This window comes from Pseudomonas sp. PLB05 (assembly GCF_021106615.1).
GTDB classification, from domain to species: Bacteria; Pseudomonadota; Gammaproteobacteria; order Pseudomonadales; family Pseudomonadaceae; genus Chryseomonas; species Chryseomonas benzopyrenica.
In genome coordinates, this window is record NZ_JAJOHO010000001.1 from 236,526 (window position 1) to 249,397 (window position 12,872).

Here is a 12,872-nt window from a genome sequence, read left to right on the forward strand (position 1 = left end):
AGCGTCCAGCAGGTCTCAGGGGACCTGCAGTCCTGCCTCGCGCAGCAGCGCGGCGAGCCGAATGAGGGGGAGGCCGATCAGACTGGTCGGATCCTCTCCCTGCATGGCGTCGAAGAGCGTGATGCCGAGGCCTTCGGCCTTGAAGCTGCCGGCGCAGTCATAGGGCTGTTCCGCCAACAGGTAGCGGTCGATCGTCGCCGCGTCGAGCGTGCGAAAGCGCACCTGGAAATCCACCACCTCGCTACGGCACTCGCCGGTGCGACTGTCCAGCAGGGCGAGCCCGGTATGGAATACCAGCGTCTGGCCACTGGCGCGGGCCAGTTGCTGGTGGGCCCGTTCATGCGTCAAGGGCTTGCCGAGAATCTCGCCATCAATGGCGGTTGCCTGATCCGAGCCGATGATGAGCGTAGGCGCTGGCTGGTCGGCCAGGGCGGCGGCCTTGGCCCGCGCCAGTCGCTCCACCAGCGCCCGGGGGCTTTCGCCGGGTATCGGCGTCTCGTCGATGTCCGGCGACTGGTGGGCGAAGGGCAGGTGCAGCCTTTCCAGCAATTGGCGGCGGTAAGGTGAGCTGGAAGCGAGTAGAATGAGAGGCATCGATTTGTTCTCGGGCGCGGTCGACCAGAGGTCGGTCGGAATCGCTTCGGGGTTAATTTCCTTTGACAGCCGTAAGGCCGTCCCTATAATGGCGCGCTTATGTTGAATGGGCCAATTCCACCTCAGGTCGATCCTCGCAAATTGGCGGATCGCGGCGTAACCCTCAAGGGTGAGCTGCCTCTCGCGAACATGCGGCGTGTCGGCGAGCAGCTCGTGAAGTCCGAAGGCGCGGTAGCCGTCGTCCTCGACTTCGGGCGTGATCAACAAAAGCAATTCGTCATCCATGGTGTCCTGGATACCGCGGTCGAGATGATTTGCCAGCGTTGTCTGGAGCCGGCAGTGCTTCCCATTAGCAGCGAATTCGATTTCGCCGTGCTCTGGGAAGGGAAGTCGGCCGATGCCTTGCCACAGGGTTACGATGCCCTGGAGGTTGGTGAAGAACCCCTGGATCTGCATAGCCTGATCGAAGAAGAGCTGTTGCTCGCTCTGCCGATCATCCCTGTGCATCCGGAAGGTGCTTGCCAACATCCGGAAGGTTTCGAGGCGCCCGAAGAGCCGGCGGACGAGGAAAAGCGACCCAACCCGTTCAGTGTACTTGCGCAGTTGAAGCGTGACCCAAACGTTTAGGAGTTAAATCATGGCTGTTCAGCAGAACAAAAAATCCCGTTCCGCTCGCGACATGCGTCGTTCGCACGACGCCCTCGAAGCGAACGCTCTGTCCGTGGAAAAGAGCACCGGTGAAGTTCACCTGCGCCACCACGTGTCGCCCGACGGTTTCTACCGCGGTCGCAAAGTGATCGACAAGGGTTCCGACGAGTAATCCTCGATCGAAATCGTCATCGCGATCGATGCAATGGGCGGGGACTTCGGTCCCCGCTGCATTGTTCCTGCTGCACTCGATGCTCTTAAGCGTTTCCCCGCCTTACAGCTTCTCCTCTGTGGTCAGCGCGACGCCCTGTCGGCCTGGTCACCGCCTGCCTCCCTCGCCAACCGCCTGCAGTTCGAATACGTCGATGCCCTCGTCGGGCCCGATGAGCGACCCGCTGCTGTGGTACGCAGTCGCACCCGGACCTCCATGCATGCCGCCCTCGAAGCGGTCCAGCAGGGGCGTGCCCAGGGCTGCCTGAGTGCCGGCAATACCGGGGCCTGGATGGCGCTCGCGCGACAGTTGCTCGGAACGCTGCCGGATATCGATCGACCCGCCATGGTATCGGCGCTGCCCGGACGGGACAGGCATCAGACGCTGCTACTGGATCTCGGCGCCAACCTCGACACCTCGGCCGAACAGCTGGTGCAGTTCGCCTATCTGGGCGCAGGGGCGGCCCAGGCGCGGGGTCTGGTGCGGCCAAGGGTCGCGCTACTGAACGTCGGGCGCGAACCGGGCAAGGGCACGCCGGTGATCCAGGACGCCGCCCGGCGCCTCGCTCAGAGTCAGGCCTTCGATTTCATCGGCTTCGTCGAAGGCAGCGATCTCTATGCTGCCGCAGCCGACGTGGTGGTCTGCGATGGCTTCACCGGTAACGCCGTGCTCAAGTCCGGCGAGGCGCTGCTGCGCCTGCTGGTCGAGCGCAGCGGCACGGCCTCCTGGCTCGAACGTCGGTTGCTGCAACCCTGGCTGGCCCGCCGTTTCCGTCATTGGAATCCGGAGCTGCGCAATGGCGCGAGCTTTCTCGGCTTGAACGCGGTGGTGGTGAAGAGCCATGGCGCGGCAGGCGAAGTCGGTCTCGTTCAGGCCATCGAGCGCGCTCTGCGCGACGTGGAGACTGATCTGCCTGGCCGTATCCGGTTAAACTTGGCGGCTCTGAAAGCGGTGTGACCGACCGGTCGACACCGACATCTCAGTCTGTCAGTGGCGGAATCGCGGTTTCGCCAGCAATGGACCTACAAGAGACCTGCCTATGTCCGCCTCTCTCGCTTTCGTCTTTCCCGGTCAGGGTTCCCAGGCCCTGGGCATGCTGGGTGAGTTGGCCACGCACCATGCGCTGATCGGCGAAACCTTCGCCGAAGCCTCCGCCGTCCTCGGCTACGACCTCTGGGCGCTGACCCAGCAGGGCCCCCAGGAGTCGCTCAACCAGACCGACCGTACCCAGCCCGCCATCCTGACCGCCTCCATTGCGTTGTGGCGTCTGTGGCTGGCCGAAGGCGGCACCAAGCCGGCCTATGTCGCCGGTCACAGCCTGGGCGAATATTCGGCGCTGGTCGCCGCGGGCAGCCTGCCGTTCGCCGAGGCGGTACGCCTGGTGGCGCGCCGCGGTGAGCTGATGCAGCAGGCCGTCCCCGCCGGGCAGGGTGGCATGGCCGCCATCCTGGGTCTGGAAGATGCCCAGGTGCTGGCCGCCTGTGCCGAAGCCGCCCAGGGCGAGGTCGTGAGCGCAGTCAATTTCAATGCCCCGGGCCAGGTGGTGATCGCCGGTACCGCCGCTGCGGTGGAGCGCGCCATCGAGGCCTGCAAGGCCCTGGGTGCCAAGCGCGCCGTGGCGCTGCCGGTCAGCGTGCCGTCCCACTGCGAGCTGATGCGCCCTGCGGCCGAGCGCTTCGCCGAGGACGTGCGCGGCTGCACCTGGAGCCAGCCGGAGATTCCGGTGGTGCAAAACGTCAATGCCGGCGTCAACACTGACCTGGACAGCCTCCAGCAGGATCTGCTGGCCCAGCTCTACAGTCCGGTGCGCTGGGTCGAATCCGTGCAGTACCTGGCTGCCCAGGGCGTCACCCACCTGGTGGAGTGCGGCCCCGGCAAGGTGCTGGCCGGTCTGAACAAGAGATGCGTCAAGGGCGTGGAAACGCTGGCCCTGGACACCCCCGACGCCTTCGCCGCCGCGCGCGCGGCTTTTTGAATCGAGGAAAACGAGATGAGTCTGCAAGGTAAGGTCGCCCTGGTCACGGGCGCCACCCGTGGTATCGGTCAAGCCATCGCCCTGGAACTGGGCCGCCTGGGCGCCACCGTGATCGGCACCGCGACCAGCGAGGCGGGCGCCCAGCGCATCGCCGAGTCGCTCAAGGCCAACGGTATCGAAGGCACTGGTCTGGTGCTTAACGTCTCCGACAACGCCTCTGTCGCGGCTGCCCTCGAGCAGGTCCAGGCACAATTCGGCGCCCCGTCGATCCTGGTCAACAACGCCGGCATCACCCGCGACAACCTGATGCTGCGGATGAAGGACGACGAGTGGTTCGACGTGATCGATACCAACCTCAACAGCCTGTTCCGCCTGTCCAAGGCCGTGCTCAAGGGCATGACCAAGGGTCGCTGGGGTCGCATCGTCAGCATCGGCTCGGTGGTTGGGGCAATGGGCAATGCCGGCCAGGCCAACTACGCCGCCGCCAAGGCCGGTCTCGAGGGCTTCACCCGGGCGCTGGCTCGCGAGGTGGGTTCGCGCAACATCACCGTCAATGCCGTTGCGCCTGGCTTCATCGACACCGACATGACCCGTGAACTGCCGGAAGCCCAGCGCACCGCGCTGCTGACCCAGATCCCGGCCGGCCGCCTCGGCCAGGCCGACGAGATCGCCAAGGTGGTCGGCTTCCTGGCCGGCGAGGGCGCGGCCTATGTGACCGGCGCCACGATCCCCGTGAACGGCGGAATGTACATGAGCTGACCGGCGTTACCCCCGCGCGGCTATTGCGCTAAGCTGGTAAACTGTCGGACCAGCAATGGCCGTGCATACGTCTTGATGTCGCGTCAGCTTGAAATACGGAAATCCCTTTCTATACACTTACGCGCAATCCGTTGTGCGGATTTTTCCTTTAGGAGTGAGAACACGGTATGAGCACCATCGAAGAACGCGTTAAGAAGATCGTCGCTGAGCAGCTCGGCGTGAAGGAAGAGGAAGTTACCAACAGCGCTTCCTTCGTCGAGGATCTGGGCGCCGACTCCCTTGACACCGTCGAACTGGTGATGGCTCTGGAAGAGGAATTCGAGACCGAAATCCCGGACGAGCAGGCTGAGAAGATCACCACCGTCCAGGAAGCTATCGACTACATCGTTGCTCACCAGCAATAAGTAGTCGCCAGTTTCGGACACAAGAAGCCGCACGTCCTGTAGGGCGTGCGGCTTTTCTTTAGGTCCAAGGTCAAGATCGCTGGAATCGGCTTTTTTTAAGAGGGGTGGCCGCCCCGGAAGGACAAGAGGAGTTGGGTGTGTCGCGTAGACGTGTCGTGATCACGGGTATGGGCATGGTATCGCCGCTTGGCGCCGATGTGGCGAGCAGCTGGGAAGGCATCCTGGCCGGTCGCAGCGGTATCGCGCCGATCGAGCATATGGACGTCTCTGCCTTCAGCACGCGGATCGGCGGATCGGTCAAGGGATTCGACGTGGAGCAGTACCTGTCCGCGAAGGAAGCCCGCAAGCTGGATCTGTTCATCCAATACGGTCTCGCTGCCAGCTTCCAGGCCATGCGTGACAGCGGTATCGAGGTCAACGATGGCAATCGCGAGCGCATGGGTGTCGCCATGGGTTCCGGCATCGGCGGACTGACCAATATCGAGGCGAATTGCCAGTCGCTGCTCGCCCAGGGTCCACGCCGTATTTCCCCCTTTTTCGTCCCGGGCTCCATCATCAACATGGTGTCCGGTTTCCTGTCGATCCATCTGGGTCTGCAGGGTCCCAACTATGCCATCGCCACCGCCTGCACCACGGCGACGCATTGCATCGGCATGGCGGCGCGCAACATCGCCTACGACGAGGCCGATGTCATGGTCGCCGGCGGTTCGGAGATGGCGACCTCGGGTCTGGGTCTGGGTGGCTTCGGCGCGGCGCGTGCCCTGTCGACCCGCAACGACGATCCGACCCGCGCCAGCCGGCCCTGGGATCGCGACCGTGATGGCTTCGTGCTGTCCGATGGCGCCGGCGCCCTGGTGCTGGAAGAGTACGAGCACGCCAAGGCGCGGGGCGCCCGCATCTATGCCGAGCTGATTGGTTTCGGCATGAGCGCGGACGCCTTCCACATGACCGCACCGCCGGAAGACGGCGCGGGTGCCGCGCGCTGCATGAGAGCGACCCTCAAGGACGCCGGCATCGCGCCGGAAGCGGTCGACTACGTCAACGCCCATGGCACCTCCACGCCGGCCGGTGATCTGGCTGAAGTGGCTGCCCTCAAGCAGGTGTTCGGCGAGCAGGCCAAGCGTCTGAGCGTGAGTTCCACCAAGTCCATGACCGGTCACCTGCTGGGTGCTGCCGGTGCGGTGGAGGCCATCTTCACGGTGCTCGCCCTGCGCGATCAGGTGGCGCCGCCCACCATCAATCTGGACCATCCCAGCGACGGCTGCGATCTGGATTTCGTGCCTCACGAGGCGCGGCAGCGGCCCATCGAAGTGGCCCTGTCCAATTCGTTCGGCTTCGGTGGCACCAACGGCAGTCTGGTGTTCCGGCGCTTCGACGCTTGATCCAGGACTGGCTCAACGGCCAACCGCTGGATCCCGGCCTGCAACGCGACCGGGGTCTGGCCTATGGCGATGGGCTGTTCGAGACCATCGCGGTACGCCGGGGCCAGCCACGTCTGCTGGACCGTCACCTGCAGCGGCTGGCCACGGGTTGCCAGCGGCTGCGTATTCCCTGCGACATCGCTCAGCTGGACGCCGAGATCCGCGCCTATGCGACGCTGCTGGGAGAGGGCGTCGCCAAGCTGCTGCTCACCCGTGGTGATGGCCTGCGCGGTTATGCCCCGCCGGCCGAGCCCGAGGTGCGACGGCTGTTGCTGGGCTCCCCGGCACCGGCCTATCCGGCAGTCCATGCCACCGAGGGCATCGCCCTCTATCCCTGCACCACACGCCTGGCGCACCAGCCGTTGCTGGCCGGACTCAAGCACCTGAATCGACTCGAACAGGTGCTGGCGCGTGGGGAGTGGAGTAGCACCGAGTATGCCGAAGGCCTGATGCTGGCTCAGGACGGCAGGCCGATCGAAGGGGTATTCAGCAATCTGTTCCTGGTCCGCGCGGGGCGGCTGCTGACCCCCGCGCTCGATGATTGTGGCGTGGCCGGCGTGATGCGTGGTCTGCTGCTCGACATCGCCGCCGCGGAGGGCATCCCGACCGAGGTGCTATCGCTGTCGCTGGATGACCTGCTCGGTGCCGACGAAGTTTTCCTCTGCAACAGCCAATATGGTATCTGGCCCGTGCGCCGGTACGCAGCCGCGAACTGGTCCGTGGGGCCGGTGACCCGTAAACTGCAAGGTTCGATAAACGAGATTCTGGAATAGCCGATGCGCAAGGCGAGAGCTCTGCTTACGGCGCTGCTGGCCGCTGGCGGCCTGCTGCTGGTCCTGGCCGGTTGGCGCCAGCACCAGGCGCTGATTCAGCCGCTGAAGGTGGACGGCGAGCAACTGATCGAGATCCCCAAGGGGGCGACCCCGGGCGGCAGTCTGCTGCGCCTGGAAGAGCAGGGGGTGCTCGACGGCGCCTTCTGGCTACGCCTGTATTGGCGCTTCAATCTGGCCGGGCAGACGCTGCATAGCGGGGAATACCGCCTGACCCCGGGCATGACCGTGGAGCAGCTGTTCGGCCTCTGGCGCAAGGGCGAGGTGGTGCAGTACGGCCTCACCCTGGTGGAAGGCTGGAATTTCCGGCAGGTGCGCGCTGCCCTGGCGCGGCAGCCCAAGCTCGAACACGATACCGCCGAGCTGGACGATGCCGCCCTGATGAAACGCCTGGGGCTGGACGGCCAGCATCCCGAGGGGCGCTTCTTTCCCGATACCTATCGCTATGTGAAGGGCCAGCGCGAGTCGGATCTGTTGCGCCAGGCCAATCAGCGCCTGCAGGCCGTGCTCGACCAGGAATGGCAGGCACGTGATCCCGCGGTGCCCTACAAGGACGCCTACCAGGCCCTGATCATGGCGTCGCTGGTGGAGAAGGAGACCGGCGTGCCCGAGGAGCGCGACGAGATCGCCGGCGTCTTCGTCCGGCGCCTGGCGGCCGGCATGCTGTTGCAGACCGATCCCACGGTGATCTACGGCATGGGCGAGCGCTACAACGGGCGGATCACCCGCGCCGATCTGCGCGAGCCCTCGCCCTACAACACCTATCTCAACGCGGGATTGCCGCCGACGCCGATCGCCATGCCGGGACGCGAGGCCATCCATGCGGCGCTGCATCCCAAGGATGGCGACAGCCTGTATTTCGTCGCCCGTGGCGATGGCAGCCATGTCTTTTCCAAGGACCTGGAGGCGCACAATCAGGCGGTCCGCGACTTCCAGCTCAAGCGGCGCTCCGACTATCGCTCCAGTCCCGCTCCGCAGACGCCCGAAACCAAGGAAACCCCATGACGGCAAACGGCCTGTTCATCACCCTCGAAGGCCCCGAGGGCGCGGGCAAGAGCACCAACCGCGACTATCTCGCCAAACTTCTTGGCGCCAGCGGGCGTGAGGTGGTGCTGACCCGCGAGCCGGGTGGCACGCCGCTGGCCGAGCGCATCCGCGAGATCCTGCTGGCGCCGGCCGCCGAGCCCATGGCCGTGGATACCGAACTGCTGCTGATGTTCGCCGCCCGTGCCCAGCATCTGGCCCAGGTCGTCCGGCCCGCCCTGGCGCGGGGTGCCCTGGTGCTCTGCGATCGCTTCGTCGATGCGACCTATGCCTACCAGGGCGGCGGTCGCGGCGTACCGGTGGAGCGCATCGCCACGCTGGAAGCCTTCGTGCTGGGCGATCTGCAACCCGACCTGACTCTGGTGTTCGATCTGCCGGTGGAGATCGGCCTGGCCCGGGCGGCCCGCCGTGGTGCCCTGGACAGATTCGAACAGGAGCAGCGCGCCTTTTTCGAAGCGGTGCGCCAGACCTATCTGGACCGCGCCCAGGCCGTGCCGGCGCGTTATCGCCTGATCGATGCCTCGCGTAGCCTGGCCGAGGTACAGGCGGAGCTGCGCGCCCTGGTCGCCACCCTGGAGTCGACGCCAGGTGGCTGACGTCTATCCCTGGCAGCAGGCGCTCTGGGCGCGGATCTCGTTCCGGCGGCAGCATGCTCATGCCTATCTGCTGCATGGTCCCCGCGGCGTCGGCAAGCGCGACCTGGCCGAGCGCCTGGCCGCGTTGCTGCTCTGCCAGGCGCCCCAGGGCGATGCCGCCTGCGGCCAGTGCAAGGCGTGCTCGCTCCTGAGGGCAGGTACGCATCCCGATTATTGTGTGATCCAGCCGGAAGAGGCCGAGAAGCCTATCCGTGTCGATCAGATCCGCGGCCTGGTGGACTTCGTCTCCCAGACCGCCCAGCTGGGTGGGCGCAAGCTGATCCTGCTGGAGCCGGTCGAGGCGATGAACCTCAATGCCGCCAATGCCCTGCTCAAAAGTCTGGAAGAGCCCTCGGGCGCTACCGTGCTGCTGCTGGTGAGCCACCAGCCGAGTCGTCTGCTGCCCACCGTGCGCAGCCGCTGTGTGCAGCAGGCCTGTCCGGTGCCCTCGCGCGCCGAGAGTCTCACCTGGCTGGGCGAACGCTTGCCTGACCTGGACGCGGAAATCCGCACCCAGTTGCTGGTGCTGGCCGGCGGCTCGCCGCTGGCGGCCCTGCGCCTGCACGGTGAGGACGTGCTCGCCCGCCGGGCCCTGGTGGTGGAAGGGGTGAAGCGCCTGCTCAAGCGCCAGGCAGCGCCCAGTCAACTGGCCGAGAGCTGGAACGCCGTACCCCTGCCGCTGCTGCTCGACTGGTTCTGCGAATGGACCCATGGCGTGCTACGTCAGCAGTGGGGTGGCGCCGATGCCGAAGCCGCGCCGGACATGGCCAAGGTGCTGGGTTACCTGGCCGAGAAGAGCGTGCCGCACGAGGTGCTGGCCCTGCAGGAATGGCTGCATGCCGAGCGGCAGAAGGTGCTGGGCAAAGCCAACCTCAACCGCGTATTGTTGCTGGAGTCGCTGTTGATCCGCTGGGCCGGCCTGGTGCCCGGACGCTAGCGATCCGCGCGTTCGTCTTGCCTGTCTCGAGAGAATCTCATGAGTTTGCCGCAGAACCTGGGCCCCCGTAATGGCATCCTGTCCCTCACCATCAAGGACAAGTCGGTGCTCTATGCCGCCTACATGCCCTTCATCCGCAACGGTGGCCTGTTCATTCCCACGGGCAAGACCTACAAGCTGGGTGACGAGGTATTCATGCTGCTCAACCTGATGGACGAGCCGGACAAGATCCCGGTCGCCGGCAAGGTGGTCTGGATCACCCCCAAGGGCGCCCAGGGCAATAAAGCCGCCGGAGTCGGCGTGCAGTTCAACGAAGGCGACAATACCGCGCGCAACAAGATCGAAACCTATTTGGCCGGCTCGCTGAAGTCGGACCGTCCCACCCATACCATGTGAGGCCGTCGCCGTCCCGCTCGGGGCGGGGCGTCTCCTGATTCAAGGCTATTTCTCGTGCACTTCGTCGACTCCCACTGTCACCTGGATCGACTCGATCTTTCCCTTCATGACGGCTCCCTGGATGCAGCGCTGGATGCTGCGCGCGCCCGGGGCGTCAGCCAGTTCCTCTGCATCGGCGTCGATGCCGGCAACGCGCCCACGGTGCAGGCCCTGGCCGAACGCTATGCCGATGTCCACTGCGCGGTGGGCATTCACCCACTGGATGCCGCCCAGGGCAGTGCCATCGATCTCGACTGGCTGCTGGAGCGGCTGGCCCATCCGCGCGTCGCCGCCATCGGCGAGACCGGCCTCGACTATCACTACCAACCCGACACCGCCGAGATCCAGCAGCGGTCATTCGGCCTGCACCTCGAAGCGGCCCGGCGCACGGCGCTGCCCCTGGTGATCCATACCCGGGAAGCGCGCGCCGACACCCTGGCGATGCTGGGCGCCGCCGACCTGCCGGGCGCCGGGGTGCTGCACTGCTTCACCGAGGACTGGGCAACGGCCAAGGCCGCTCTGGACCTGGGCTTCTACATCTCCTTTTCCGGCATCCTGACCTTTCGCAATGCCGCCGAGCTGCGCGACGTCGCGCGCCAGGTGCCGGCCGATCGCCTGCTGGTGGAAACCGATTCGCCCTATCTGGCCCCGGTACCTCACCGCGGCAAGGCCAATCTGCCGCAATTCGTGGTCGAGGTCGCCCAATGCCTGGCCGACGTGCGAGGGGTGAGCTTGGCAACCCTTGCCGAGCAGACCACCGCCAACTTCCGCCGGCTGTTTCCCCGCGCTGCCCTCTAGGCAAAAAAATGGCCCGGGTATCCTGGGATACCCGGGCCGGACCAGCGGATCGCCAAGACAGAGAACCGCCTCCCTGGCCCGCGCCGCGGGGGTCGACGCGGCCAGTCACTTGAGTATTGGCTAGCTCGGGGAAAGGTCCAGTCGGGATTGGACGTTTTTTAAACAGTTTTGGAATAGCGCTGCCCCAACACTGGCTATCCCGTGCCTTTCGACCATTAGAAGCGCGCCAGCGCCCCCACCAGATCCAGGGTCTGCTCCAGCACGTGCTCGCTGGTATAGAAGTGCGGCGATAGGCGAATGCCCGGACCTCGCTGGGCGCAGACCACGTCGGCGGTCTTGAGGCGTTCGAATAGTTGGCGGTTGTCCCAGCCTTCGAGCGAGAAGGTGAGGATGCCTGAGCGGCGCTCGGCATTGACCGGCGAATGCAGGATCGCGCCGGGCAGGCGACGGATATGGCTGTCGAGCAGCTCGATCCGCGCCAGCAAGTCCTTGCCAACCTGCTCCATGCCGGCATCTTCCAGCAGTGACAGACTCGCCTCCAGGGCTACGGCACCCAGCATGTTGGGGCTGCCGCACTCGAAGCGCATCGCCGTCTTGGCCGGTTGCCATTCGCGCTGGCTGTAGTCGCCGGCGTTGTCCAGCATGTGCCAGCCGTACTCGTGCAGTTTCAATTGCTCGCGCAGATCGGCGCGGCAGTAGAACACCCCCAGGCCTTCCGGGCCGAGCATCCACTTGTGGCCGTCGGCCATGGCGAAGGCGCAGTTGCAGGCCTGGGCATCGAAGGGCAGGGCGCCCAGTTGCTGGATGGCATCGACGCACAGCAGCACGCCCTTGGCCTCGCAGCCCTGGCCCAGCTGGGGCAGGTCCAGGCGCAGGCCGCTGGCGTACTGCACGGCGCTGATGGCCATGAGTCGGGTGCGTGGACCGCAGGCGGCCAGCAGATTGGCTTCGGGGGTGTCACCCAGGTTGACTTCCACCACCTCGACGCCAAAACGCGCCAAGGCTTCCCAGACCACCCGATTGGAGGGGAACTCCTCGTCGCTGATCACCACCTGGTCGCCACTCTGCCAGTCCAGGCCAAAGGCCACGAAGGAGAGGGCCTCGGAGGTGTTCTTCACCAGGGCGATGTCGCTACTGGAAGGCGCATTGAGCAGGCGGGTCAGGCGATCGCGTAGGCGCTGCTCCAGGACCAGCCAGGTCGGATAGTTGCGCGCACCATACTGGCAGTTCTCGGCGGCGAATTCGGTGACGGCCTGCGCAGCGCGCTTGGGCCACGGGGCCACGGCCGCGTGGTTGAGGTATCTCATGGCGTAGGCCTGAGGGAATTCGTGCTTCCAGGAAGACATTGACTCGATCCGTACAATCTGGGTGTGATGGGGCATAATAAGGGGCGCGCCCGCGCGGTTCACCGATGCTTTCGGTGGAGCTCGCCCAAGGTGTGACGAAGTGCCGGTATGCCGAGGGGCAACTGGCGATTCGAAGGCCCTATCCCTTTTCAAAACAACAAGTGGGCTGCCATGCAGAAAGAATCCCGCAAAGTCCGCGAGTTCCGTCGCCGCGAACAGGAAATCCTCGATACCGCTCTGCAATTGTTTCTCTCCGAAGGAGAAGACAGCGTCACCGTCGAGATGATCGCCGAGGCGGTTGGTATCGGCAAAGGCACCATCTACAAGCACTTCAATTCCAAGGCCGAGATCTATCTGCGCCTGATGCTGGATTACGAGCGGGACCTGGCCGAGCTGTTCCAGTCGGACAACGTCGCCCGGGATCGCGAAGCGCTCTCCCGCGCCTACTTCGAATTCCGCATGAGCGATCCGCAGCGCTATCGCCTGTTCGATCGCCTGGAGGAAAAGGTGGTCAAGACGCGTCAGGTGCCCGAACTGGTCGAGCAGCTGCACAGCATCCGCACCTCCAATTTCCAGCGGCTGACCAGCCTGATCGAAGGCCGGATCGACGAAGGCAAGCTCGAGGACGTCCCGCCCTATTTCCATTACTGCGCCGCCTGGGCGCTGGTGCACGGGGCCGTGGCCCTTTACCATTCGCCGTTCTGGCGCGACGTGCTGGAGGATCAGGAAGGTTTCTTCCAGTTCCTCATGGAGATCGGCGTGCGCATGGGCAACCGGCGCAAGCGAGACGTCGAAACGCCTGTCCGATCCTAGGGTCCCATAGAGGCAAGGGATG

Annotated in this window: 16 protein-coding genes; 14 read left to right on the forward strand and 2 right to left on the reverse strand. The window is 65.3% G+C overall.

Going from position 1 to position 12,872, the window contains the following annotated elements:
• Positions 1-15: 15 nt before the first annotated feature.
• Positions 16-594, reverse strand: coding sequence for a Maf family protein (locus LRS53_RS01075; RefSeq protein WP_231354652.1), 579 nt, complete (start codon positions 592-594; stop codon positions 16-18).
• Between the two features lie 99 nt (positions 595-693).
• On the opposite strand from LRS53_RS01075, the gene LRS53_RS01080 reads away from it, so the two are divergent.
• The 13 genes from LRS53_RS01080 to LRS53_RS01140 all read left to right on the forward strand — a co-directional run bounded on the left by LRS53_RS01080 (position 694) and on the right by LRS53_RS01140 (position 10,691).
• Entirely contained in the window at positions 694-1,221 is a 528-nt protein-coding gene (locus LRS53_RS01080) for a YceD family protein (protein ID WP_081594602.1), read from the forward strand.
• Positions 1,222-1,231: 10 nt separating this feature from the next.
• Positions 1,232-1,414, forward strand: coding sequence for a 50S ribosomal protein L32 (gene rpmF / locus LRS53_RS01085; protein ID WP_007160601.1), 183 nt, complete (start codon positions 1,232-1,234; stop codon positions 1,412-1,414).
• Positions 1,415-1,420: 6 nt separating this feature from the next.
• A complete protein-coding gene (gene plsX, locus LRS53_RS01090) occupies positions 1,421-2,410 on the forward strand; it encodes a phosphate acyltransferase PlsX (protein ID WP_442968476.1) in 990 nt (329 codons plus the stop codon).
• Between the two features lie 82 nt (positions 2,411-2,492).
• Positions 2,493-3,428, forward strand: coding sequence for an ACP S-malonyltransferase (fabD, locus tag LRS53_RS01095; RefSeq protein ID WP_231354654.1), 936 nt, complete (start codon positions 2,493-2,495; stop codon positions 3,426-3,428).
• A gap of 15 nt (positions 3,429-3,443) precedes the next feature.
• Complete coding sequence (gene fabG / locus LRS53_RS01100) at positions 3,444-4,187, forward strand: 3-oxoacyl-ACP reductase FabG (protein WP_017641880.1); 744 nt, start codon at positions 3,444-3,446, stop codon at positions 4,185-4,187.
• A 167-nt stretch (positions 4,188-4,354) separates the two neighbouring features.
• A complete protein-coding gene (gene acpP / locus LRS53_RS01105) occupies positions 4,355-4,591 on the forward strand; it encodes an acyl carrier protein (protein WP_007160597.1) in 237 nt (78 codons plus the stop codon).
• Positions 4,592-4,728: 137 nt separating this feature from the next.
• On the forward strand, positions 4,729-5,973 hold the full coding sequence (gene fabF / locus LRS53_RS01110; protein WP_026083937.1) for a beta-ketoacyl-ACP synthase II: 1,245 nt from the start codon (positions 4,729-4,731) through the stop codon (positions 5,971-5,973).
• Entirely contained in the window at positions 5,973-6,785 is an 813-nt protein-coding gene (gene pabC / locus LRS53_RS01115; protein WP_231355392.1) for an aminodeoxychorismate lyase, read from the forward strand. The genes fabF and pabC overlap by 1 nt, the downstream gene beginning before the upstream one ends.
• A gap of 3 nt (positions 6,786-6,788) precedes the next feature.
• Complete coding sequence (gene mltG, locus LRS53_RS01120; protein WP_231354655.1) at positions 6,789-7,847, forward strand: endolytic transglycosylase MltG; 1,059 nt, start codon at positions 6,789-6,791, stop codon at positions 7,845-7,847.
• Positions 7,844-8,482 (forward strand): dTMP kinase, encoded by a 639-nt coding sequence (gene tmk / locus LRS53_RS01125; RefSeq protein WP_231354656.1) that lies wholly within the window; start codon positions 7,844-7,846, stop codon positions 8,480-8,482. Before mltG ends, tmk begins: the two co-directional genes overlap by 4 nt.
• Positions 8,475-9,458: a DNA polymerase III subunit delta' gene (locus LRS53_RS01130; RefSeq protein ID WP_231354657.1), complete on the forward strand. Its 984-nt coding sequence runs from the start codon at positions 8,475-8,477 to the stop codon at positions 9,456-9,458. Before tmk ends, LRS53_RS01130 begins: the two co-directional genes overlap by 8 nt.
• Positions 9,459-9,497: 39 nt before the next feature.
• Positions 9,498-9,854 (forward strand): PilZ domain-containing protein, encoded by a 357-nt coding sequence (locus tag LRS53_RS01135; RefSeq protein ID WP_064307436.1) that lies wholly within the window; start codon positions 9,498-9,500, stop codon positions 9,852-9,854.
• Between the two features lie 54 nt (positions 9,855-9,908).
• Entirely contained in the window at positions 9,909-10,691 is a 783-nt protein-coding gene (locus LRS53_RS01140; protein WP_231354658.1) for a TatD family hydrolase, read from the forward strand.
• A 215-nt stretch (positions 10,692-10,906) separates the two neighbouring features.
• Here the strand turns inward: LRS53_RS01140 and LRS53_RS01145 are convergent, their stop codons facing one another.
• Positions 10,907-12,037, reverse strand: a complete 1,131-nt coding sequence (locus tag LRS53_RS01145) for an aminotransferase class V-fold PLP-dependent enzyme (protein WP_231354659.1) — start codon at positions 12,035-12,037, stop codon at positions 10,907-10,909.
• A gap of 171 nt (positions 12,038-12,208) precedes the next feature.
• Here LRS53_RS01145 and LRS53_RS01150 point away from each other — a divergent pair, with 171 nt between their 5' ends.
• A complete protein-coding gene (locus LRS53_RS01150; RefSeq protein ID WP_007160588.1) occupies positions 12,209-12,850 on the forward strand; it encodes a TetR/AcrR family transcriptional regulator in 642 nt (213 codons plus the stop codon).
• The last annotated feature ends 22 nt before the right edge of the window (positions 12,851-12,872 follow it).

Coding starts and splice junctions, on each gene's coding strand:
- LRS53_RS01075 (WP_231354652.1), bottom strand. CDS start 594: ATGCCTCTCATTCTACTCGCTTCCAGCTCACCTTACCGCCGCCAATTG.
- LRS53_RS01080 (WP_081594602.1), top strand. CDS start 694: ATGTTGAATGGGCCAATTCCACCTCAGGTCGATCCTCGCAAATTGGCG.
- rpmF (WP_007160601.1), top strand. CDS start 1,232: ATGGCTGTTCAGCAGAACAAAAAATCCCGTTCCGCTCGCGACATGCGT.
- fabD (WP_231354654.1), top strand. CDS start 2,493: ATGTCCGCCTCTCTCGCTTTCGTCTTTCCCGGTCAGGGTTCCCAGGCC.
- fabG (WP_017641880.1), top strand. CDS start 3,444: ATGAGTCTGCAAGGTAAGGTCGCCCTGGTCACGGGCGCCACCCGTGGT.
- acpP (WP_007160597.1), top strand. CDS start 4,355: ATGAGCACCATCGAAGAACGCGTTAAGAAGATCGTCGCTGAGCAGCTC.
- mltG (WP_231354655.1), top strand. CDS start 6,789: ATGCGCAAGGCGAGAGCTCTGCTTACGGCGCTGCTGGCCGCTGGCGGC.
- tmk (WP_231354656.1), top strand. CDS start 7,844: ATGACGGCAAACGGCCTGTTCATCACCCTCGAAGGCCCCGAGGGCGCG.
- LRS53_RS01135 (WP_064307436.1), top strand. CDS start 9,498: ATGAGTTTGCCGCAGAACCTGGGCCCCCGTAATGGCATCCTGTCCCTC.
- LRS53_RS01145 (WP_231354659.1), bottom strand. CDS start 12,037: ATGTCTTCCTGGAAGCACGAATTCCCTCAGGCCTACGCCATGAGATAC.
- LRS53_RS01150 (WP_007160588.1), top strand. CDS start 12,209: ATGCAGAAAGAATCCCGCAAAGTCCGCGAGTTCCGTCGCCGCGAACAG.